Origin of the sequence: Pseudoalteromonas sp. C2R02 (assembly GCF_018860845.1) — a bacterium.
Classification (GTDB): Bacteria; Pseudomonadota; Gammaproteobacteria; order Enterobacterales; family Alteromonadaceae; genus Pseudoalteromonas.
This window is the reverse complement of sequence record NZ_JAHKQC010000056.1, coordinates 1-24,848: the sequence shown is the minus strand read 5'-3', so window position 1 is coordinate 24,848 and position 24,848 is coordinate 1. Positions and strand designations below refer to the sequence as shown.

The following is a 24,848-nucleotide window of genomic DNA, read 5'->3' as shown; positions in this document are numbered from 1 at the left end:
TTTAATTCGCTACGCTTAATGACTCTTTAAGTTTATTCGATCTGATCACCGCATTATTTATGTCTTCATCGTATTGTGTATCTTTGATCATGGCTAATAATTCATCTAATGCAAATTTAGTCTGTATTCGAGTAGAGGTTAAAACATAAGTTAAACCCTCTAATTGATTTACAGTTTGACCTAAGCCATAAAATCGTCTTTTCCCATAAGAAAGCATTGCTTTTCCGTGCCCAGAATTTGCTAAAGAAAATAAAATATTGGTACTTTTTTTAGAGTATTTACCTTGTTGAATATCAAATAAAATAGCCAATTCATACTGAGCATCTAGATAACCTAACTCAGCACTTTCTCTATACCAATATATTGCTTTTTCCATCCAATCCGCATTAATTTTTTGTTTTAATTCATGGTACATTTTGGCTAATGAATAAGCTGCTACGGCATTGTTTTGTAAAGCAAGTTTCAAATATATTGAAAGCGCTAAAGGAATATCCTTGGGGGTCCCTTTACCTAAATAGTGTAATCTAGCAATTTTTAATTGTGCTAAATCGTATCCTTGATCTAAAGATTTATTATAAAACTGCATAGCTAAAACAAAATTGATGTCTGTGTTAATACCAAACTCATGTAACCTGCCTAAACGAAAAGTTGCCGCACCAAAACCAACACTACTGAGTTCCTGATATACTTCAATAGACTTATCTTTATTTTGGATTACGCCGTTACCTTCTAATAATAAATCCGCATACCTAACTCTTGCTGGTGCATAACCGCCATCACTGGCTGTTTTATACCATTGTACTATTTCAGGTGTAATAGCATCCGCACCTAATCGTTGTTCATACATTCGAGCCAATTTATAACTTACTTCTAATCTACCAGTTAAAGAGAATTGACGATAAATTTTAACTGCTTTATCAAAGTCAGCGACTGAACTATCTCCACTGGCATATAAGTTTGCTAAACTAAGTAAGGCTTTTTGATCATTTAACGAGACTGCTTGCAAATATAACTGTTCGGCCTTTAAGTGATCTCTTTTAACGTAAAGTCCAGTGCGATATATATCTGCGAGCCTCACTAGTGCAACGGCTTCGTGATCTAAGTTTTCAAATTTATTTATCGCACCAGTAATATCTTGTTCCATTCCTTGACCTGATAACATTAATTCGGCTAAACGAATATTTGCTTTTAGATGTTGAGCATCAGAGGCTTTTTGATACCAGATCAATGCCTGCTCAGGAAACTCTTCTGTTTTTGTTGTTTGCTCTAGTATTTTTGCATATTCATAAGCTGCATTAGCCACGCCTAAGTTGGCATACTTCAAAAGTATAACTTTGGCACCATCAAGGTTTTTTGGCATTCCTAAGCCATTGGCCATCATTTTTGCAATTCTTAATTCTGCTTTTTCAAAATCTTGAATTAATGCTAATTGATATAAATCATTGGCTTTTTTATAGTCAAGGGCACGTAACTCTCCATCGCGATAAATGTCTCCTATTCTCGCTGTTGCGGTACCATACCCTTGTTCAGATAATTTTTGATACATGGCTATCGCTTTTTCTGGATCTCTCGTTACGCCTTCACCATGTCGATACATATCAGCTAATCTTAACTTTGCTAATGTAGAACCTTTTGTTAAAGCTAACTGATACAGCAGTAAAGGCTCTTCTGATACTTTATGATTGTGTCTTTCTAAAAAAGCAGCTAAATGATAATAAGCTGAGATATATGATTGATTTACAAGATCTCTTAATATATTTTCTGCTTGATTGATGTCTTGGGATACACCTATACCATTTTCATAAAATTGCGCGACCGAAATTCCAGATGACTTATGGCCCAAAGAAAAAGCTTTATTATAATATTGAAAAGCTAAGCCTAAGTTTGTAGTTACATAAAGGCCATTTTTATAAATTTCAGCGAGCCTATTATAGGCTTGTACGTTTTGCTCATTCGCAAGCTGCTTAAGTAATTCTATTGCTTGATTAATATTTTGTTCATAAAACGTTCCACGAATTTTTAATTCAGCAACAGCTAAAGTCGCTTCAGGTATTTTCTGAGAAAGCGCCTGCTCTAAACTTATTTTTGCTTTACTTTGTTGTGCCGGGTTTAATTTTTTTTGATTTAATAGACGACCAATCTCAAGGTAACTTTTTTGATAATTAGCTTCACCCGCTAAAGTTAAATAGTGAAAAGCCATTTGTATATTTCGCCCACCAGCTAAACGACCTGAGCTATATAAATTAGCTAAAGCATAATAAGCTTCACCAAAACCTTTATCTGCAAGCTCTTGCCATTGCTCATAAGCTTTATCAATTTTATTCTGTTGATAATCTAACCTAGCTTGTCTCAGGTCGGCACAAGCACTCATTAAGGCGAAAACCAAACTTATCAATACTAAATGCTGATATTGTGTCAACATATCACCAGTCCTTAACAAAATTTAAGGAAATTCGGTAACTGCCATTTTTATCATATTGATATTCGAAACTACGTCCTGCTTTTAAATATGCAAAAACAGACTCTACTCTAAGTTCATTTGGAAAACGCATCCCTAATGAAAAATCAACTTCCCAACCTATGTCTTTAGATGCTCCACTTAAAAGGTCATTTTGACGATAAAGTAAGGTATCAGAACGCGCTTCATCTTGACGATAATTATATAAAGAGAGTTCTAACCATTGATTTTCATCTATTGCATAGCCACCACCTAAATGAAATACTTGTAAGTTTGATAGTTGAGGCGCTAATACTTCACCGTAAATACGCCTTTTACTAAAGCCAAAAATTTTTGAACGATTACTTGCTATAAATGGCTGAATAAACAGTTCAGTTTTTTTTGTAATAGCCTCACCAGAACTTGCCAGATCATACCCTATACCAAATGCATATTTATTATTTTCAAACCGTGTAGTTATGCCCATTCGATAAGCATGACCTCCTGACATTTTTTGCTTTATAATCGTTTTAAAATCATCTCTAGGATCATCTATACTGCGCTCTCCACTTAAGGTTGCAATATCAAACCAATAATCTATATCTGTTGAAACATTATATTTTTTACTGCCATGTAAAGCTGCTCGAAACCAAGTTAATTCTGACTCTCTGACCAAAGTGCGTAAGTTAAATTCCTCCTCTCTAAACGCGCGAGAATTAATATAATCCTCATGCAAAATATTAAATTGAAAGTAATGGTTATAGAACCACTGATAATTAAGCTCTCCTGATAAATACTTGCTACCCGTCGTCTCAATTTTTTGCTCTTCACTTAAAGTATTTAAATCTGCACCAACCCTAGCATCCCATAACCACTTAGCAGCAAACAAATTAATATCTAATAGGGTCGAATTTCGATTTAATTCGATAAAATCAATTTCATCATCAAATAGCCAAGATGCGCGACTTTTTAATCTATCTCTCCCAAGTTCAAGATCCCAAAAAAGGGAACCAAAGAAGTTTTCTTTAATAAGTTTGAAGCGTTTGACTTCCAAGAAAGTAAACGATTCATCTTGCTCTGAATTAAAATTATCATTACGTCTATGAACAAGTTTGATATCGCTATCAAATAACCAATCTTCAGCAACTAAATAGTTATACTTTAACCCTACAAAAAAATTGATTTGATCTTGGTGTATCCGCTGTTGAGCTAATACTTGCAATTTTTGATAAGTAAAACCTTTAACACCATAATAAAGGCTATGATTACTTTTCTTTATGTAAGGAGGTTTGAAATCAGTTTTATCTTCTGTAATATTTTCTGAATGGGCATAAAAACAGCTAGGCAATATCAGTATGAGAGTGAGTAAAATCATTAAAACTTGATTGTATTTATGAGTCGGCATCAAAGCTCCTCAATCATATCAAGTAATTCATCCATTGAAATTTGTTGATCAATCGCTCTATGTAAGTTGATTTTTTTTAATGTATTTTCGATTTTTATTTTATGTTTGGTGATTTGAGTAGTTAATGATTTTTTAGCTAACCTGCTATTTAGTTTTTTTTGGGTGGCTTTGCGACTTAAATATGTTTTTTGTTGCCAATCTATTTGGGTCAATTTGGCCAACCGATCCTCTGGAATATAACTGCGTTTTTTAAGTTTATTTTTTTGTTTAATTTCGTTTTTAAAATTAGCAACTTCAGTGAAGTTTTTAGCAATTAGCTTACGATTAAACTGATAAAAAACATGATGAATATCAGCTAAAGTATTAACTCGTTCTTTTCTTAAGTCTTGTATGAATTGATTACCACTATAGTCCGTTTCCTGTTCTATGTCGTTACATAATCTTTGCCAGCTATCACATTCAATACCTTGGTTGTTTTGTAGCTCATCCAAACTTTCAATAAAAGCATTAACATATACTGACTCAGGGAATTTAATAACACTAGGTAATAATCTTAGATCTGCCATCGCTTTGCCATAACCTAACAAAGCGGCTCTTGTAATTAATTTGATACCAGTGTGAAATGAATGAAGCTGTTCTGTGTTGTCTCGAATTAAAAGATGACCTAGACGATACATTGAGCTTACATCTCCCTTTAACGCCGTTAATACTAATAAATGTTCTAACTCTTCTGTTTCTAACCCTGCATTATTACGATAAAGGATAATTAACCTACGCATATATTCTTTTTGTGCAGCAACGACGCCTTCTTGTGACAACATCTTTAATATTTCACGCTGTTTTTGTGTATCAAAAGCCTTAACGACACTCAAATCGGGCGTAGCTGCTCCCAATAAACAATGGGTTAAACATCCTATAAACAAGACAATTTTTAATCGCATAATTTAGTACCCAAATTACAATAGCTATAACCTTCAGTATCTTGAAACTTCATTATGTCATTTACAAAGTTCTTTAAATCTCCGCCATATAAATAGGGAGAAGAACCCTTTAAATTATTTTTACTAAAGTATATTTTAGTTTTATCTTTCGCTGTAATTGCCGCAGAAGTATTACGAAATATAATATTGTCTATTAACTTGGCACTTGTTAATTCTTGATAGGGGTCTAAATTAAAGTTTCTTGATAAATGATGAGATAGCGCTTGAGATGCTAATTCAATACCAAATTTGGCATTATGAGATACGACATTTTTATTTACCAAAATAGACTGGCTATTTCTAATATAAATACCATTATTGCCATTGGTAAAAATAACATTTGATTTCACTTTATTGCGATTACTTTCAAATATCGCGATACCATCATTTTTATTATTAAATACAATATTATTATTAATAATATTATCTTCACAGGCTCTATCAAGCATTAAACCTGCCCCTGCATTATTAAAGCTAATATTCTCATTTAGCTGTGAATGATTTACTTCTCTAGAGATAATAATGCCGTGAGCATGTCTCGCACCATAAGTTATATTTCGTGAAATAAATAAGTTTTCTGAAAAATCATGCGGGTCAACATTATAAATAATATTATTTCGAATAATATTACCCACTAAATATATATTTTTGGCTTTATTCGTATAAAAACCAAAAAAATTATTTTCTATAAGATTGCCTACAATTAATCCTGTAGGTTCAGGCAATTTACTTAATATGCCATAAAAACTTAACGGATCATGTCGTGCATAATTGATTCTACTTGATAGTGCGATGCCAAAGCTGGAAGATAGACCTTGATAGCCCAAACCATTAAAGTGAGAATTAGCAAAATAACTTTTTGAACCTCTCATACCTAACAAATAAGGTCGAGCAGGTTGAATACCATATAGCAGCAAGTTTTTCTTTTCTATCGCTTTCCTAGGTCCATAATCGGCGGTAGTTTGCTGCCAACTCGTCACCTTAGCATCTATAACAAATAAATCTCCTCGATAAGCAATAAATGCAACATCCTGAACAGATAGTCTAAGTTCCTGCTTTTTTATTGTTAAACTAGCATCATTAGCGATCATAATAGGCAGGTAAGAAATATAAACTGAATCACTTAATTTATTGAAATGGTTTTTGTTGTTTATCAATCTATAAATATCATTTAAACCATAATTACCATCACTGATGTAGATAGCTAAAGGTTCAATATCTTCAAGGCCTTTATTAGTTTTTAGAGTATTGACAAGCTCGTAATAATTTCTAGAACTAAAAGTATAAATAAAATGCAAGGGAAGCACTTCAATGCCTTCATCTAATGAAGGCTTAGGCACTTTATTTCTCACATATTCTACCGTTATTTTATCTAAGGAAGGTGCTTTCATCTGAGAGTCAATTTTAATCAAATCACCCTGAGCAATACCTTGTTCTATAAAAATAAGGCAGAAAAAGCTCATGAGTAAAAATAATTTAAAGTACATTAAAATGTCTCAATATATACGGTAGCTAATGAATTTATGTTATCGATATTAATTGATTCTTTTGTTGTTAACTCAACAACTGCAAAATCAGGCACGGCACCAGTTATATCTAGCTCTGTTACTGAACCAGCAATAATTCCCTCTACTTTTGCCTGCATATTTTCACCATTTAATAATTGGATCATCGCAGGATCACCGATGCTTATTTTAGAGACATCTTCAAAATCAATTTTAGCCTTTATTACTATTGGTGTATTTGGGGGTGATATACTAAATAATACTTCCCCTTGAGCAGCAAAAACTCCTGTCTTTACAAATATCTCTGTTAATAAACAATCGCATGGAGATTCAATACCTAACACGCCTCCATTAACTAAGCGTACTACAGCAATTAAATCTCCTTTTTTAACTAAAGGATTAGTGTTTGATAACTTAAGCTCAACAATGCCATCATCGGGAGCACGTAATTTGATTGATTCTCGATCAACATACGCCATTTTACTTTCAACGATATAGCGATTTGCATATATGGTGTAACCTGAAAACCAAACAAGCAATACAAAAATACTGGCATAGATAATGTGCCCTAAAATCCGTTTGCTTTGATATAAAATGTTCTGAAATAAGCTTCTTTCAATTTCAAGTCTTTTATCTAGGTCTTTTTTTAATACACTTTCACTACCGACAACACTAAGCAAGTCACCCACACTAACGATTTCACCAGATAAGTATGCATTGATCATATAATGAATAAGAGAAAGGGATTGTTTAGATACATTTATAAACCTTCCTGCCCAACGTTTAGTTTCTTTATTAAACCTGACTTTTTCAATTTCTATGGCTACCCGAAAATCATAACTTTGAAAATCAAAAATTAAGTATCCAGTTAAAATCGATTTAACACCAAGTTCCTCAGGAAAGTCTTCCATTGCGACACCAGATACCGACCAGTCAGCTAGCGTAAAAGACTCTCCCTCAAGTTGTAATACTGTTGGAATTCTAAATCTAACATGTTGTCGATAATGCTCTGATTCATGCGTTACTTGTTCTGGCACAATAAATCTCCTAAGATGCGACCACATAGTAACTGAGCGACTAAAACCTAAATCATAGCGAGCTCGTTTTTGTTATAAAACATATATGCAACCAGTATGAATTATAGACAATAAATATTGTTCCGCCTGTTAATTGAATACCCATAGGGAATGAGAGTTTGTAGTGTTTAAGGTTAATTTGTGTTTTTAATGGATCTAATATTTATAAGTTAATAGCTGCATTGTCAGTTTATAATCCGATATAAACTGATTACATTTTTAAAAAGGGTATCGAATTATTTAAAATTTATATATTTAAGAAAGCAAAATTTAGCTAATTTAAATCGTTTCTAAGGGAAGTTTGTCATTTTTTGGTTTTATGTCTGCAGGCTCAATTTTTCTCATCTATTATCAATATACGATCTCATTGTATTGCTCAAGTATTGTGAATAAACGACTTCTATTTAAATTATTAATTTTCATATTATTTACTATCAACACCGGTTGTTATTCCAATTGGCATGATCTCAATACCTTTGTCGATAAAATCTCTTGTGAAACAACAAAAGAAAAAGTAATAGAGCATACTCGGCTTAATTTAATTGAATATGAATGGGATCAAGACAATCGTGTTTTATCTATTTACAAAAACTCAGATGCGGTTGCCATCACATTTAATAAACAAGATAAATTACAACGGATTGCAATATCAAAGTCAGATATAAAGCTACTTGGTCTTTTTAGAAAACAATCTACACCAACAACACATCTAGCCTGTAAAAATTAAAACATGCTGTGTTAAGTTTTTAATAAAAAAGCATAAAAACCTTATACCATCTATTTTTACCTAAAATCATGTTATTTAGCCTATTTTCATTTTTGGCGCATCAACAACATCAATCTCTTCATAATGCACACAACTCAAAAATAATAGTTTGTAAAAAAAGGGAATCAACATGTTTAAAAAATTATTCATCGCAGCTGCAATATCAGCAACATTAGTCGGTTGTAACGCAACAGAAGAAAACCAAACAAATACACAAAGTGCGCAAGTACAAAACATTCAAATTCCAGAATACCCAGTCGATTATTTTTTCAGAAACAGTGTTACACGTAGTGTGACCATTTCTCCAAGTGCAAACTATGTTGCGATGCTTAAACCTTATAAAGACCGCATGAATATTTTCTTTCACCCAATTAACCAACCAGAAAAAGCAAAACGTATTTCAAATCAAATCGACCGTGATGTCGCCGGTTATGGTTGGATTTCAGACGATACAGTCATTTATGCAAGAGATACTGGTGGCGATGAAAATTACTATCTAGTAACAGTAAATATTCACTCCGGCGAAGAATTAGTGATAACGCCAAAAAGTGGCGTAGTAGCAAGAGTAATAGATGTATTACCTAATCAACAAAATGAAATTTTAATATCAACGAATCAACGTGATAAACGCATTTTTGATGTTTATCGCTACAACCTAAAAACCAAAGCGACATCTTTAGTTGCACAAAACCCTGGTAGTTATAGTGGCTGGATGACAGATCATGACGGTAAAATCAGAGTCGCAATGCAAACAGATGGTGTCAATACGCAAGTATTATATCGTGATGATGAATCAGAACCTTTTAAAGTATTAAAACAACTTAACTTTAAGCAAGGTTTTGAGCCACTAGGTTTTACACCTGACAATAAAAACCTTTATGTAAGCACTCGTATCACACGTGATAAAGCAACACTAATTGAATATGATATTGCTCAAGATAAAGAAGTAAAAGAGATTTTCTCTCACCCAGATGTTGATATTAGTGGCATCAGTTACTCTGATGTGCACAATAAAATCACTTCAGTTAACTATACAACATGGAAAAACCAGCATCATTTCTTAGATAAAGGTGCAGAACAAACATTTAAAAAGATTCAATCTAAACTACCTAACAGTCAATTATCTATTAGTAGCAGCTCTCGTGATGAGCAACAAATGATAGTGGTCAGTTATAGTGATGTAGAACGCCCTGTTTATTATCATTATGATGTAAAATCTGATTCTTTATCACCACTTGCGCAAAATGCGCCTTGGCATAATTCAGAGCACATGTCGTACATGAAACCAATTGAGTTTAAATCACGTGATGGGCTAAAAATTCATGGTTATTTAACAACACCAAGAGGAAAAGAAGCTAAAGATTTACCTTTAGTTATGCTACCGCATGGCGGTCCTTGGGCCCGAGATTCTTGGGGCTTCCAACCTGAAGTACAAATGTTCGCTAACCGTGGTTATGCAGTACTACAAGTTAACTTTAGAGGTTCAACGGGTTATGGCCGAGAATTTTGGGAAAAATCATTTAAGCAATGGGGTCAAGCCATGCAAAATGATATTACTGATGGCGTAAACTGGACCATAGACCAAGGTATCGTAGATAAAGATAATGTATGTATTTATGGCGGCTCTTATGGTGGTTATGCAACACTTGCTGGTGTGACTTATACACCAGATCTATACAAATGTGGTATCGATTATGTAGGTGTATCTAATCTATTTACCTTTATGGAGTCAATCCCACCATATTGGAAGCAATACTTAGCGATGTTACATGAAATGGTTGGTCACCCAGAGCATGATAAAGAGATGATGACCAAGTATTCTCCGGTATATAACGTAGATAAAATTAAAGCACCATTATTGGTATTGCAAGGCGCGAAAGACCCAAGAGTAGTAAAAGCTGAGTCAGATCAAATTGTTGACGCACTTACTAAACGCGGTATCGATGTAGAATATATCGTAAAAGAGAATGAAGGCCATGGTTTTAGAAGTTTAGAGAACCGTCTTGAAGCCTACCAAGCTATGGACAAGTTTTTAAAGCAACATTTAAATCCATAAATCCACCAGCTAATAAAAACAAAACCCTATTCCATCAATGAATAGGGTTTTTTATGTGATGATATTAAAGGCCACGTTAGGGTAATTCACTGAGCGCCAATTCAGTTATCGCTAAACTATGTTGATTCAATTTAAAGTGATTGGGTGACCAACCTTTTAAAAAACGAACAAAATCAGCCCAAGCAAATTTATATAAGCTATGCCAGTGTTTACAAACTTCCTCAGCATCAATATGTGCATGATAGTGTGATAAATAACGTGCTAACTGAGTAAAGTAATAATCTAAATACCCAACTTCATTTTTCATTAGCGCTTGCGGCATGCTACTGAGCAACAACATGACATCTTTAATACCAACGCCACCGCCCACGTACTGAAAATCGACCGCTGCGGCACCTTCGTCTTTAAATAAAAAATTAGCCAGCTTTGCATCACCATGAATAATGCTTTGATACTCACATTGATTTAATAACTCGTTAATATTGTTAGCTTGTTCTTTTAAGGTTAAGTCAGTCATCGCAGCGAGTTCATCAGGTCGTGTTGCTAAATGCCAATAACTGCCAGTTTGCCATAATTTTTGTGGACAAACTTGTAAGTGTTGTGCATGAAATTGCGCTAGCCAATTTAAAGCCTGTTTTATTTGCCACTCGTTAGCATCACAGCTCAATGGCGCATAATCCGAACATGCTAAATCAGCTAATATTATGACAGTTTCATTATTTACAGTATTAGAGGCATATGACTTTGCAACTGGTGAGTCGCATAATGCAGAGAAGTCTTGATACCATGCACTTTCTACTTGATAAGACTTTAATTTTCTTTGTGTAGATAAATCTGATTGCCACCCTTTTGGATGGCTTATTTCATTCGGCACTTTGATATATTTTACAATCACACTTTCAACTGCAGCGTTTGATAACTTTACACGTAAAAGTTGACCAAAATCACTCCATAGAGATTGAATAAGCACTACATCAGCTATTTGAATTTGTTTACCAAATACTTGATACAAAGTGCTACGTGTTAAATCACTTAAATTCATATTTTGCCAAACCTAAATAAAGCGCTCACAGGGTGTACCCTGATGAAATTGCATTTGCCAATGCTGGCCATTAAATTTATAAAGTGAACTTCTATGAGAATACTTGATTGTATCAGTATCAATTAAGGTAATTTTCGCACGATAAACCAACTGAGCAACATTATCAGCTAATATTCTTAACTGGTAATCTTGTTGCTCAACAGTAAAAGGTATTTCACCTGCAAGTCTGTCATATACATCATTTTTTGAATATGGCGCGTCACCACTGGCTGGGTATTCCATAAAATCTTCAGCAATGAGTTGATTTAACGTTGATTTGCAACGACGTACTTCAGGCTCAATTAACTTAAGTTCCAGTGCGATTAAATCTTGCTTCAGCTGCGCCATATCCAAAATATTACTCCTTGATAAATTTATATTTATCTTCCAATTTACTGACACCTAGACCGTTCATTTTCTTCACTAATATTTGAACAGGGATACGCTCTTTCATGGCTTCAATATGACTGATCACACCTATCATTTTTCCACTGGCATTTAAGCTATCTAATGCATTAAGGGCGATATCTAAGGTTTCACTATCTAATGTACCAAAACCTTCATCTAAAAATAGCGAATCAATGCTGGTTTTATGGCTCACTAAATCAGATAAAGCCAATGCTAAAGCAAGACTAACTAAAAAGCTTTCACCACCAGATAATGTTTTGGTATCACGTACCGTATCGCCCTGCCAAGTATCAATTACTTGTAGCTCTAATGCTTCAGTTTGTTTTCTTTGTAATAAATAACGACCATGAAGTTTATCAAGCTGTTTATTGGCTAAGAATACTAAATGATCTAATGTTAGACCTTGTGCAAACTTATTAAACTTAGCGCCTTTTTGTGAACCAATTAAACTATGTAAATAAGCCATATCGTCAAATTCAATTTGGCTTTGTGCAATTTGCTCAATTAACAATGCCTGACTTGTTTGTTTTTTGTCATTTTCTGTCAATTTAAACTTAGCGTTAGCGATATTTTCAGTTAATAATAAAATATCAGATTCCAGTTTTGCTAATTGCTCAGTGACTTCACTTAAACTCGATTTTGATGCTTGATTGCTTTGCTCTAAATTTTCAACAAGTTCTAATTGTTTTTTAGCTTCAATTTGAACTGCTTTTGCACCATCAAGTTCTGTTTGTAATGTTTGCTTTAACTTGATCAGGGCTTCTCGCTCATCTTCATCAAGCAATGCAGCTTCAAACTCATCCTGCTCTTTAAATGGGCTATCAGCTAACTGTTTTTGCCATTTATCCGTTTGTTGTGTTTGTTCAGTATTGGCAGTTTCAAGCTCTATATTTAGTGCATTTAACTGGCCCTTAATTTCTGTCAACGCGTGAGCCGCATTGTGCGATTGCGTTTGAACTTGTTTTTGTTTTTCTTGAATATCCGCAAGTGCTTTTTCGCTAAGCAATCTTTGCTCTGATACATCTTTATCAGCAAATAACTCAAAACGTGTTTTCTGCTCTACTTCAAGCTTGTGTTTAAATTCATTTAAAACATCACTGTGTTGCTTTAATTGTGTCTGAGATTCAACTATTAGCTTTTCTAAGTTATCGGTCTTAACACCCGCTGCTGTTAACTGCTCTTGTAATGCTGTCGTTTGCTCTTTAGCGTGGGTGTATTTTTGTAAATCTTGTTGTTTATTATCAAACCACTCACTGGCACTTTCTACTTCAGGTAAGCTCAGAGATAAACTTTCAAATGTAGTTTTTAATTCACTTTCATCTGTCTTGTATTGCTCATCAATATTTGTAAGCTCTAACTCAGTTGCTTTTACTTGCTGTTGCAACGTAGCAATTTGCTGTTGTGCTAATTCAACTTGATGGCTATTTTTTGTTTGTTCACTGATAGCAGCATCAACTTGGGTTTGTAACTCTCTTAGCGTGACTTCTTGCTGTTCTATTTGTTTTATATGCTGTTCTAAATAGTTTTTTTGCTCAGAGCATTGATTGATGTAATCATTAAATGCAGTGATATTATCTATAGTGATTTGCAGCTGTAACTCATTACAAATATTTTGCCATTGCGCTGATAATGTTTGACCTGTATTTGATAGTTCTTTTAATTTTTGGATTGTATTCTCTAGTTCTTTGTTCTCCAAAAGCCTTTGGTCTTTTAACTTTTCTCCGTTGGCTTGTATGGCATCTAACTCAGTAGTAACCCCGTTTAACCTTTGCTCAGTATCTGACACATTCACTGTTTGATATTGCTGCACAGAAGGATGTTCATAAGAGCCACATAAAGGACAGGCATCTCCTGGTTGTAATTGTGATCTCGCTTGGGTTAAATCAGTGATTTTTCGCTCTTGCTCTAAGATTTTTTGTAAATCTTTTTGCATCTGCAACTTAGGGCGGTAATCTGCTCTTAATTGCTGAATGTGTTGTTCAAATTGAGTCACATTTTGTTGTAGTACTTGATGTTGCTGCGTTAACTGATGATATTCATTTTGAGATTTTTGCCATTGTTCGCTATTAAAACTTAATGTCGAGCGATGTTCTTGCTGCTGATTTAATAATAACAACTGCTGCTTTAAATTTGCTAACTCGTCGCCATTAAGCAAAGTGGCTAAATTTTGTTTTTGTTTATTTAGCTCATCTTGCTGTGATTTTGCACTTAACTCACTTTGTTTGATTGTTTCTTGTGTTTTTTCAAGTGCGGTTTGTTGTGCTGTGACATCTTTTTGCGACGTTTTAAGTGTTTTATCTAACGCTGACTTTTGAGCATTTAATTTAGTTAAACCATCAAACTTTACTTGCCAAACAGGTAATTGCTCAGCTAAATTTTCATCTTGTTTATGAGACTCTAAATACTCAGTAAATTGTATATGTTCAGCTTGCATTTTTTGCTGCATTGCAACATGCGCTTTTTTCTCACTTGTTTGGCTTTGCTCTGTTGTAGTTAATGCCTCTATTTGCTGCTGACTTTTAGTAACATCATCATTAAGCTGTTTACATATTGCATCTAGCGGCACTATTTTGTCATTCAATAAAGTATTGAGTTCAGTATGAGACTTTGTAAGTGTTTCAAGCTCGCTGTTTGTTGCATTAAGTGTTTGAGACAATTCAGTAGATACTTTATCAGCAGCTTCTAGATCAACACATAATATTTTATGTTTATCGCTTATGTTTATTAATTGTTGTTTTACTTTATTTAATAAAGCAAATTGCGCTCTGAGCTTTTCGGCAGGTTCACATTTAGCAAGCTTTTCAAAATTACTTTGTTGCTCATCAGTATTTTTTTGTGCCGATAATAAATTATTATCCGATTGTATTAAGTTATTTTTCGCGTCATCACGTTTTTTTAGCCAAGCTTGTTGCTCAATTAAAATTGTTTTACTTTTTTGATTGTCTTCTAAGCTGGTTTGATTATCTGTTTGCTGCTGTTTTAACAGCTCTAAATCATCTTCAGATAACACTTCTACATCTTGCTTTTTTTCTTTTAAACGCGCTAATGCATTTTTAATAACGCTAAAGTCTTTGTGTACTTTTTCAGAGATTAAACTAAAAATTTCTGTGCCAGTTAATTGTTCTAATAACTCAGCTCGCTCATTAGGCTCAGCATTTAAAAAAGCAGCAAATTGACCTTGAGATAACAACATAGATTTTGTAAAACGCGCAAAATCCAAACCGCTGATCTCTTCTGTTAATTGAATTTTAGTTTTAACTTGTGACGCTAAAATACTGTCGTCACCGCTATCTTCTAATTTAACCAATTCAACTTTAGCTTCTTGTAAATTACCATCAATTTTACCGCGAGAGCGTTTTTGGCTCCAAAAAGCACGATATGCAATGCCTTTTACTTCAAATTCAACCTCAGCCATACATTCAACGGTATCGCGCGTCATTAACTCATTGGTTGTTTTAGAAATGTTACTGAGTCGTGGCGTTCTATGATAAAGCGCTAAACAAATGGCATCTAATATCGTGGTTTTACCGGCTCCCGTAGAGCCTGTAATAGCAAATAAACCGTTATCGTTAAAAGGTGCTTGGCTAAAGTCGATTTTCCATTCACCTTTAAGTGAATTAATATTTTGAAATCTAAGGCTTAAAATTTTCATTATTTAGCCTCCTTTACATCTTCAACGATATTTTGAAAAGTCGTGATAATACGTGTTCGCCTTTGTTGTTCTTGCTCTGTTTCAAATGACTCTTGTGCCAAGCGTTGCTCAAATACATCTAATGGTGTTAACTCTGCTAAAACTTGTTTTTGTTGCTTTTCAATGGAAACTTGTCTATTAGTACGCGCTCTACGCAGCTGTAAAACCTCTACATTTAAATCTTCAACTAAAGTGGCAATACGCTGTTGTAAATCATTTAAATAATCTTGCGTTTGCACTTCAATATGTAGCCAAGTTGGTAAAGCATCAGGATCATTTTCAAGTTTATTCAACTGTGCTTCTATCCTTTCTAAATCACCTTTAATTGATTGCATAGGTTGAAATAAAGGCACTTTTAAAGGCGTTACAGCGTTTAATTCACCGCCTTCAAACTCAGCGAGTAATACTTGTTTTTCAGTGCCCAGTTCATCAAAACTTAAAGGAATTGGTGAGCCGCTATAACGAATATGTTCAGATTTTGCGACAATTTGTGGACGATGAATGTGACCAAGGGCAATGTAATCTGCAGGTGGGAATTCTGAAGCCGAAAACGCTTCTAAACTACCAATATAAATATCACGCACTGAGTCAGATGTTTTTACACCTAAAGCGGTTAAATGACCTGTGGCAACAATTGGCAATTCACACTCTAAAGTTTTACGTTTATCATCTGCGAGTTGATATAAATTAGCATAATGATCTTTAATTGCTTGCCCTAACGCTTGTTGTTTTTCTTGGCCGGTTTCACCAGCACGACTTGTCATCACATCTTTCGGGCGAATAAAAGGAATGGCGCACAATACTGCACCCGGTTTTCCTTTATGTTCACCAAAGCTATGATTTAAAACTATGATCTGCTCACTCAAATCACCGCTAACATTAGCAATCACTTGGGTATTTAAATAAGCCAACAATTCTTTTGATTCATTTAAGGTAGATACAGAGTCATGATTACCGCCTAATACAATTAATTGACAGCCTAATTTATTCACTTCAACCACAAAACGGTTATAGATTTCACGGGCATAGCTGGGCGGTGCACCTGTATCAAATACATCACCAGCTATGATCACTGCATCTATCTGTTGCTCAACAATTTGAACTAAAATCCAGTTAATAAATGCTTGATGCTCACCTGCGCGGCTTTTACCAATAAAATGCTGACCTAAATGCCAATCTGATGTGTGTAATATTTTCATGTATACCTAAAAAAGAAATGCTGTTCTTTACTTAACACAATACAAAAACTAATAAGTGACTGTTAATCCACTAGCATCAAGGCCAAATAAACTCGGGCCTGAGCAATACTTTCACATAGCAAATTAATGAGGTGTATTGTGAGTTATATCTAACGATTATCTCAAGTTATGCTTCATATAAATAGCTTTAGCTGAGTTAATTAGGCTAAGTGGGCATATTTAAAGCAGTTTACACATTTGCGTTAAATATATGAGACATAATGAATCAAAATAATACAAATTTTAACCATTAAGGTATAATCCGCAGCTTAAGATGTCTCTCACTTCTTATTGCATCGCATTTTGCAAAGCAGAATGCTGATTTTGATGTATTTATAGGGTTTTTCCTATGGCCCTGAATTTGCACTATTACAATTTTAGCCGGAGTATTATTATGAATAACTGGAAAAAAGAAGTATCTCATTTAGATCAAGTATTAACTGAACAGCTAGAAGTTAGCGAAGAAGAAAACTTTGAGCAAATGCTAAGTATGCATAAACAGGTGAGAACACAGTTAAATCTGGTTAAAGCAGCATCACCTGTATCTGATGCACATAGATTAAACGAATGTGAATAAATTTATGCCCCTCCATGCCTATATTTAACTCCATAAATATAGGCATAACCAAGTTACTTCAAAATGAAGTTTCTTGGATATATAATGCTTTGGTCTTTAAAGATATTTAATAACAATTTCGTTATTAAGCAACAAAGCATTATTATTCTGGGAACTGTATGTCACACCAGCAATTTACAAAATTCAAATCTCAACTAAGCAGTTTCTTACTCCCAGAAGAAATCATAGAGGCCTACACCCAACGATATGCTTTTGGCACTGACGCCAGCTTTTATCGACTTATACCTAAACTGGTCTTAAAACTTAAAAACAAAAACCAAGTAAAACAAGTTTTAAGTTTGGCTAACCAATATAAAGTACCGGTTACTTTTAGAGCCGCAGGTACTAGCTTATCAGGACAAGCCATTACAGATTCTGTATTAATTACTTTATCGCGCGATTGGCAAAATTACGACATTACCCACTTAGGTGAAAAAATCACCTTACAACCTGGGATCATTGGCGCTAAAGCAAATCAATTATTACACCCTTTTAATAAAAAATTAGGGCCTGATCCGGCATCAATAGATAGTTGTAAAATTGGCGGTATCGCAGCAAATAATTCATCTGGCATGTGCTGTGGCGTAAAACAAAACAGTTACCATACCTTAGCAGATATGACGATTATTTTTGCCGATGGGACAGAGCTTGATACATCAAACCAACACAGTTGTAATCACTTTTTAAATAACCAGCCGCAGTTAATCAATCAAATTTCTCAGTTATTGTTAAGCGTACAAAATAATCCTGAAATAGCAGAGTTAATTAAACAAAAATATCGTTATAAAAACACCTGTGGTTACGGTATTAATTCATTGCTAGATTTTCAACACCCTATCGATGTCATTAAACACTTAATGATAGGCAGTGAAGGTACTTTAGGTTTTATCGCCGATATTACTTATCATACGGTTGATGATCACCAACATAAAATAACCGGCTTTTATATTTTTGATGATTTAAATTTAGCCTGCAATTTAGTACCAGAGCTTGCTAATTTAAATGTGACGGCACTTGAGTTACTTGATTTTAGAGCACTCAATAGTGTTGCAAATAAACCGTTAATGCAGAAATGTTTAAATCAAAACTCAGACACCCAAAATACACAACTAACCGAAAATTCAGCCGCTTTACTGATTGAAGTACATGCTAAAAATATTGATGAATTAGAAACCGTTCACCATCAATGCCAAAACTTAATTGCAAAGTTACAGGCTAATATACAAGCGAAAGTTGAATTTACTAAAGATCAGCAAATAAGTAGCGAACTTTGGCAAATACGCAAAGCAACCTTTCCTGCAGTAGGTGCTGTTAGGCAAAAAGGCACTACAGTTATAATTGAAGATGTGACCTTTCCTATCGAAAAGCTCGCTTTAGGTGTAAAAGCATTACAAAGTTTATTTCAAAAATATCAATATAATGAAGCCATTATTTTTGGTCATGCATTAGATGGCAATTTACATTTTGTTTTCACTCAATCATTCAACGAGCAAAGCCAAACCGATAGATACAGTGCATTTATGCAAGAAGTCTCACAACTTGTTGCCATTGAATTTAAAGGTGCGTTAAAAGCGGAACATGGCACAGGGCGAAATATGGCGCCATTTGTTGAATTAGAATGGGGCACTGATGCCTATAAGTTAATGCAACAGGTAAAACTAGCTTTTGATCCCAATGGCATACTAAACCCTGATGTTTTAATAAGTGATAATAAAAATATACATTTAGAAAACCTAAAAACACTGCCACCCGCAGATGATATAATAGATCAATGCATTGAATGTGGGTTTTGTGAATCCGTTTGCCCATCAAATGAATATACACTCACACCTAGACAAAGGATCAGCGTTTGGCGACGCATAGTCGAACTTGAAAATAAACTAAGTCTAGATTTAAGTAATACTTCACTAAAACAAGAACTCAATACGCTAGAAGACGACTATCAAAGATTAGGCATAGATACGTGTGCAGCGACTGGCTTATGTGGATTAAAATGCCCCGTTGGTATAAACACAGGTGAGTTTATAAAATCTTTAAGGGCAAAAAAACTCGCCAATAATCTGTTAGGTTTAAAAATATCAAAATTCACAGCAAAAAATTTAGATAAAACAGTTTCAGTCGCTAAAGTAGGCTTATCTGCGGTTAATGCACTTGACTCAGTTATGCCAAAATCTGTTGTAGAAAAAAGCTTTCAGATATTAAACTCCATTAGCAAAAACTATATTCCTTTATATTACCCTGCATGGCCTAAAGGTGAAAAAAGCATAAGCTTAACCAAGCACGCGTTTACAACACAAAAACAAAAAGTGATTTATATTCCAAGTTGTGGCGGCAGAACATTTGCACAAGATAAAAAAGCCAGCGATCAGCGCCCATTATTTGAAGTTATCACTTCAATTTTAGAAAAAGCCAATTTTGAAGTATTGATCCCTCCAACAATTAAAAATCTGTGTTGTGGTATGCCGTGGCAAAGTAAAGGGGATAACTTAACTGCCAAACAAAAATCAGATTCATTAATAGCAGTTATAAAATCATTTAATCAAAATAATTCAATACCTGTGATTATGGATGCCAGCCCGTGTGCATTAACATTGAATAACTCAGATAAAGCTGGATTTATAGTGTATGAAACAGCTGAGTTTATTAACAAAAATGTGTTAACTTCTTTGGCTATCATCCCACAATCACAACCCATAACACTGCATGTTACTTGTAGTAGCAAAAGACAAAATATTGAACACCATCTGATGAATATCGCTAAAACCTGTGCGAGTGAAGTATTGATCCCAAGTGATATAAATTGCTGTGGTTTTGCAGGAGATAAAGGCTTTTTTGAGCCTAAATTAAATGAAAATGCGTTAAAAACCCTAAAACCTCAAATCAACAATTTCAGCAAAGACCCAAGCTGTATAACAGAGGGATTTTCAAATAGTAAAACCTGCGAAATAGGCTTAACTAAAGCCAGTGATATCCCCTATCAATCGATTGTATATTTACTAGATAGAGTGAGTAGCCCAATACAAACTATTAAGGCTTAGTACATTGATGTATAGTTGGTTAAATTTTATGGGTGTCTATTTTTATTTGTATGCGCCACTTTTCAGCTATTTCACTGATAAAAAATAAAGCGGCATCATCTAAATTCTCACCATTAAGGTTACGATCTACTAACCTATTTCCCTTATATATCTTGTACCAACGCTTTATGATTTCATCTTGCGACCATGTCTCTGCTAGCTGTTTATCTACTTATAAGACTAGATGGTAATGATTGCTCATTATCGCGTAAGCACATATTTTAATGGAAAATATTTCAGATAAATGTGTAATACGATCTTTCAACCAAGTTCGCCTATGGTCAAAATTTTGTCCTGAGTATTTATCATCACCGCATAAAAAACCATGTCGAACACATCGTGCAATAACATGATAATAACTGGTCGCTGATAAGTCGATAAGGTTACGCCTTCCTCTCGTCATGTAAACCACCTAAAACAATTTAAATGAAAAATGGACTAACCCTTTAAGATTAGTCCATTTACATTTAGATGGCTAAATTATATGCCTGTCCCGTTATTTTAACCTCCCTTTATTTTTCTTTATTTTTCTTTATTTTTTTTAAGCTCTAATTACAAAAAGTCATCTGAAATTGCAGAGATGAATATAATGTCAATCTAAATTCAATAAAAAAACTATCGTTCCGGTTTATCCTAAAATAAATTAGTAAAGAATGGTTTTTATTTTTTTAAGACATCTATAGCTTCTTTATTTAATAAAAGGCATTGTTTTTTAGTCAATATTGCTTTTAATGCATCTTGAGGCTCTGCAAAAATAAAATTTGTTGGTTGAGATAACTGCTCTAAAAAAATGGAGTCACCTTTTAAAAAATGATTTCTACTCACCTCATTATCAGTATATTTATCATATAATCTACTAAACGAGTTATTCATAGACTGTAATTTATCGGAAGTTAAATCATGTTCTAACTGTCCACATAGCAATAATGCAGACGAAAGGTATCCAGCTCTTTCTATTGAATCCTTACTTTCTATTTGAGCTCCAATAGTAGCTAAAAACATTAAAAGGCTAATCATTTTTATTCACCATAAATATAAATACTACATATTGAATGAATATAAAACAGAAAATAATGGTTAACTGTTCGATGGTTATATGCATGTTGAAAAGTCCAGTTATTAGTTCAATACCGATACAAAGCAATGCACTGTGTACAAAAGAAAATAAAACTAACGGGGCTTTAGAGTAATCGACTTTACTCAGTATAATTCGTTGCAAAGCGATAGCACATGCAATATTTACTATCAGTCCCCAAAATAAATAACTAATCATTATATTTTATCTGATTCAAGTAATCCTCGTAGCAATAGTTCTTTTTTTGCGGATTCATAATTACTAGAAGTTGCTGCAAGTAATACTGAAGCAAATACAGTTACAAAAGCTGCTGCCAACCCAATTTTAGTAGCTCCAGGGGCTGAAATTTTATTTTTGGATAGTTGTTGAGTGATGTCTCTCGCATTTGTATAATTAATCCGAGCAGAAGCAACTTCTTTAACACCACCATACAAACCATTTTTACTAATACCTAAGACTATTGCTGCTATACCACTTACAGTTAATAAACTTGACGGTTGAATGCCAATATAGCCTAGTGCAGTTTTAGCCTCACTGTTTACTTCAAAAAAAGAACGTAATTCAGAATCAGATAAAGACCAACTAAACCAATATGGGTTAGCATTTAATTGTGCTATTAAACCATAAAGCTTACCACATAACGGACCATCAATTTTCTTTAAGGCAAGTACTTGAGCATTAATCTTTTGTTTTTCTAAAGGGGGTAAATTACGATAAGTTGAAATACCTGTCAGAATATATAATGAAGAATTTATTTTTTCTAAATTTTTAGAAAAATGTGTAAGATCCATTACTTTTATTAAAAACTTTAAAGGGTCATTTTTATAGATCTGAGTTACATATGAAGATTGCATTTATATTCCTTTGCGTAATTTATATTTTAATTCTCTTCAATATAGTACCTAATTAAGCCACTTAATTTCAATCAATACTTTACAAAAATAAAGATCGACAATCACACGTACTTCTCTTATGGTTTAAGATAAACTGCTATTTATGGATATTTCCATTTCATCTAGCTATTTTTAATTACGACAACAATTATTAAATAATTACCTTTTTAAAAACCATTAATCAATTTAAACATGTGCGGATTATCGGTAATTATTACTGCATCACTCTTTTACTTATACCCTTGTCAGCAAATCTCCAGCTACAACAGAGCAAAGTCCAGATTAGTACTTTTTTAGTTTGTCCTAAGGTAAATTTTAATTGAAGACTTGTAATATAAAGCACTCACCCATACCTAAGTTATTGAGAAGATTATTTTTAATAGTAATTTTTAAAGATTATAAGTGAATTATTGGATATAGAGTTGCTTTAATACTTGAGTTTTACATTGACTTTAATAGATGAAAAAAACACCGAGTATTAGCAAAAAATACACAAGCCCTTAGGAGTTACTATTTATGGAGAACACTAAGCTATTAACTTTAGGTGTTATCATTATTGTATTGCACATATTGGTGAACGCCCACATTCCAAAAGAAATCCATGAATGGGTGCCTTCATTACAAAAGCGCTTAGCTTTGTTTCTTGGTGTTTGGTTTATACCTTTTATTGGAATTACTTGTGCATATAAAATTCTTGATTTGAATTGGTTCAAAAAAAAAGTAAAAAGTAAAAGCTCTGTTTCAGGTCAAAGTTCAATGAGTGGAGCCTTTTTGGAAGTAGATGCTATTTTTAATCCCGGAAAAAAATACGTGGTAGAAGCGCAAAAAAAAGAAGTCATCGAAAAGAAAGAAGATGGTGATATGTTTAAAAAAAAACCTGATATAAGTGTATTAAAAACTACTGGCGGTTCAACGACGAAAAAATAGACATCCATAAATATATTCTTGATTTAATTAGTTTTAACCTGATTTTTAAAAACTCATGAGCAACAAATTGATATATTTAAAACGAAAACGTTAATCAGGAGACTCTATGTGGGTTAATAAAACTTAAAATACATAATAAACAGAGCTATGTAGATATAATTGAAAGCAGTTAAGTCATAATTTGATGATTCAAGTTATTACATACTAAGCACACCCTTTATATCAACTGAAAATAAAGTTGACACCCATAAATATATTATTGATTTTAAATAATAAACTTAGATTCATGGCTGTCTAATTTTATTAGATAATTGTTAAAGCAATTGAATGCCTGTACAATAAATCCCGATTACAGGTCCACAAAAAAAGAGAGTCACTCTTCAGGCTGGTTAATTGTTTTCATAAAATATATAAGGATATAAAATGTCAAAATTTAATGAGTTATGGAAAAACTTTCCTCAAAAAGAACTAATAAGAGCAAGATGTCAAAATAAACAAACTACAAGCTCTTCACCCTTTAGTAATTATTGCGCGATAAATTTAAGTGATTCTTTAATTAAATCAGGTGTATCAACTGTTGGGGCAAAGGTAAAGAAATGCTGGGGACATGCCGGGATGAAGCATATTTTATTAGCAGAAGAAATGGCTATTTGGCTTAAAAAATCAAACTTCAGCTGGTTAGGTGACTTTGAAAAAATTAACCCGAAATCATTTCAAGATGATCTGGATGGTAAAACTGGCATTATCTTTTTTAAAGATTATTGGCAGCGAGGTAATGAATCAGTAACTAATCGAAGTGGTGACCATATTGATCTTTGGAATAAAGATCAAATTACGAGTGGTGGCATGATGACTAGATCTATATATGAATTTTTCGGTGTAGTTTCTGATTTAAACGAAAGCAAAGATGTTTGGTTTTGGGAGATTAAGTAATTATGTCAAAGGCTAAATTATACTTTTTGAATGTGATATTTATTTTAGTTAGTTCATTTGCGAACTTCATAGTGTTTTTAGAAGCCTATAAAAGGCTTTCATTACCTTTTATAAATGAAGAGCAAAAAGTTGAGAATGCTCCATATATCTTTTTGTATGTACTACCTTGCTTCTTGATGATTTCAGCTTTACTTTATATATTCTATAAAATAATAATGAAAAAGCTAGAAAACATCTAACCTAAATGTCAAATACCTAAAGTTGATCTGACAAATAAAAATTAGACGGCCATAAATATCGCTTTGACTATAAAAGATAAATTTATATTTATGGCTATTTTTCTATTTCCCCCAGCTCTTTTTAATTACAACAAAAATGGTTAAATAATCATCTTTTTAAAACCATTAATCCAATTAAACTAAAGTGGATTGTCGATAATTATTACTTCGTCATTCTACTACTTATACCCTTGTCAGCAAATCTCCAGCTACAACAGAGCAAAGTCCAGATTAGTACTTTTTTAGTTTGTCCTAAGGTAAATTTTAATTGAAGACTTGTAATATAAAGCACTCACCCATACCTAAGTTATTGAGAAGATTATTTTTAATAGTAATTTTTAAAGATTATAAGTGAATTATTGGATATAGAGTTGCTTTAATACTTGAGTTTTACATTGACTTTAAT

General features: G+C 33.4%; 18 protein-coding genes. 6 read left to right on the top strand and 12 right to left on the bottom strand.

Going from position 1 to position 24,848, the window contains the following annotated elements; genetic code table 11:
- Position 1 precedes the first annotated feature (1 nt).
- From KO527_RS25340 to KO527_RS26510, 5 genes are all read right to left on the bottom strand, one after another.
- Positions 2 to 2,422, bottom strand: a complete 2,421-nt coding sequence (locus KO527_RS25340; protein ID WP_216043028.1) for a tetratricopeptide repeat protein — start codon at positions 2,420 to 2,422, stop codon at positions 2 to 4.
- Between the two features lies 1 nt (position 2,423).
- Positions 2,424 to 3,842 carry an alginate export family protein gene (locus tag KO527_RS25335; RefSeq protein ID WP_216043027.1) on the bottom strand — a complete coding sequence of 473 codons (1,419 nt, stop codon included), beginning with the start codon at positions 3,840 to 3,842 and terminating at the stop codon, positions 2,424 to 2,426.
- Positions 3,842 to 4,783, bottom strand: coding sequence for a hypothetical protein (locus KO527_RS25330; RefSeq protein WP_216043026.1), 942 nt, complete (start codon positions 4,781 to 4,783; stop codon positions 3,842 to 3,844). The genes KO527_RS25335 and KO527_RS25330 overlap by 1 nt, the downstream gene beginning before the upstream one ends.
- Positions 4,774 to 6,213 (bottom strand): right-handed parallel beta-helix repeat-containing protein, encoded by a 1,440-nt coding sequence (locus tag KO527_RS25325; protein WP_216043025.1) that lies wholly within the window; start codon positions 6,211 to 6,213, stop codon positions 4,774 to 4,776. The genes KO527_RS25330 and KO527_RS25325 overlap by 10 nt, the downstream gene beginning before the upstream one ends.
- A 95-nt stretch (positions 6,214 to 6,308) precedes the next feature.
- Positions 6,309 to 7,364: an HlyD family secretion protein gene (locus tag KO527_RS26510; protein WP_216043024.1), complete on the bottom strand. Its 1,056-nt coding sequence runs from the start codon at positions 7,362 to 7,364 to the stop codon at positions 6,309 to 6,311.
- A gap of 424 nt (positions 7,365 to 7,788) precedes the next feature.
- On the opposite strand from KO527_RS26510, the gene KO527_RS25315 reads away from it, so the two are divergent.
- Together KO527_RS25315 and KO527_RS25310 are read left to right on the top strand one after the other, a co-directional pair.
- Entirely contained in the window at positions 7,789 to 8,130 is a 342-nt protein-coding gene (locus tag KO527_RS25315; protein WP_216043023.1) for a hypothetical protein, read from the top strand.
- Positions 8,131 to 8,299: 169 nt separating this feature from the next.
- On the top strand, positions 8,300 to 10,225 hold the full coding sequence (locus KO527_RS25310) for a S9 family peptidase (RefSeq protein ID WP_216043022.1): 1,926 nt from the start codon (positions 8,300 to 8,302) through the stop codon (positions 10,223 to 10,225).
- A gap of 76 nt (positions 10,226 to 10,301) precedes the next feature.
- Here the strand turns inward: KO527_RS25310 and KO527_RS25305 are convergent, their stop codons facing one another.
- The 4 genes from KO527_RS25305 to sbcD are packed head-to-tail and all read right to left on the bottom strand — an operon-like array spanning position 10,302 to position 16,604.
- The gene (locus tag KO527_RS25305; protein WP_216043021.1) at positions 10,302 to 11,267 is read right to left on the bottom strand and encodes a phosphotransferase; all 966 of its coding nucleotides are present in this window, start codon (positions 11,265 to 11,267) and stop codon (positions 10,302 to 10,304) included.
- A 12-nt stretch (positions 11,268 to 11,279) separates the two neighbouring features.
- A complete protein-coding gene (locus tag KO527_RS25300; protein WP_216043020.1) occupies positions 11,280 to 11,654 on the bottom strand; it encodes a DUF4440 domain-containing protein in 375 nt (124 codons plus the stop codon).
- 10 nt (positions 11,655 to 11,664) lie between these two features.
- The gene (locus KO527_RS25295; RefSeq protein ID WP_216043019.1) at positions 11,665 to 15,366 is read right to left on the bottom strand and encodes an AAA family ATPase; all 3,702 of its coding nucleotides are present in this window, start codon (positions 15,364 to 15,366) and stop codon (positions 11,665 to 11,667) included.
- Positions 15,366 to 16,604: an exonuclease subunit SbcD gene (gene sbcD, locus KO527_RS25290; RefSeq protein ID WP_216043018.1), complete on the bottom strand. Its 1,239-nt coding sequence runs from the start codon at positions 16,602 to 16,604 to the stop codon at positions 15,366 to 15,368. The genes KO527_RS25295 and sbcD overlap by 1 nt, the downstream gene beginning before the upstream one ends.
- Positions 16,605 to 17,037: 433 nt before the next feature.
- Between sbcD and KO527_RS25285 the strand changes: the two genes are divergently transcribed.
- Positions 17,038 to 17,220, top strand: coding sequence for a hypothetical protein (locus KO527_RS25285; protein ID WP_042143294.1), 183 nt, complete (start codon positions 17,038 to 17,040; stop codon positions 17,218 to 17,220).
- A gap of 158 nt (positions 17,221 to 17,378) precedes the next feature.
- Positions 17,379 to 20,297: an FAD-binding and (Fe-S)-binding domain-containing protein gene (locus tag KO527_RS25280; RefSeq protein ID WP_216043017.1), complete on the top strand. Its 2,919-nt coding sequence runs from the start codon at positions 17,379 to 17,381 to the stop codon at positions 20,295 to 20,297.
- Positions 20,298 to 20,508: 211 nt separating this feature from the next.
- On the opposite strand, the gene KO527_RS26200 is transcribed toward KO527_RS25280, so the two are convergent.
- The 3 genes from KO527_RS26200 to KO527_RS25265 form a co-directional block, all read right to left on the bottom strand.
- On the bottom strand, positions 20,509 to 20,739 hold the full coding sequence (locus KO527_RS26200; protein ID WP_252734118.1) for a transposase: 231 nt from the start codon (positions 20,737 to 20,739) through the stop codon (positions 20,509 to 20,511).
- A gap of 257 nt (positions 20,740 to 20,996) precedes the next feature.
- The gene (locus KO527_RS25270; protein ID WP_216043016.1) at positions 20,997 to 21,353 is read right to left on the bottom strand and encodes a hypothetical protein; all 357 of its coding nucleotides are present in this window, start codon (positions 21,351 to 21,353) and stop codon (positions 20,997 to 20,999) included.
- A 255-nt stretch (positions 21,354 to 21,608) separates the two neighbouring features.
- On the bottom strand, positions 21,609 to 22,265 hold the full coding sequence (locus tag KO527_RS25265; protein WP_216043015.1) for a hypothetical protein: 657 nt from the start codon (positions 22,263 to 22,265) through the stop codon (positions 21,609 to 21,611).
- Positions 22,266 to 22,820: 555 nt separating this feature from the next.
- Between KO527_RS25265 and KO527_RS25260 the strand changes: the two genes are divergently transcribed.
- Positions 22,821 to 23,231 carry a hypothetical protein gene (locus KO527_RS25260; protein ID WP_216043014.1) on the top strand — a complete coding sequence of 137 codons (411 nt, stop codon included), beginning with the start codon at positions 22,821 to 22,823 and terminating at the stop codon, positions 23,229 to 23,231.
- 423 nt (positions 23,232 to 23,654) lie between these two features.
- Positions 23,655 to 24,164 carry a type VI secretion system amidase effector protein Tae4 gene (locus KO527_RS25255; RefSeq protein ID WP_216043013.1) on the top strand — a complete coding sequence of 170 codons (510 nt, stop codon included), beginning with the start codon at positions 23,655 to 23,657 and terminating at the stop codon, positions 24,162 to 24,164.
- Positions 24,165 to 24,848: the final 684 nt, after the last annotated feature.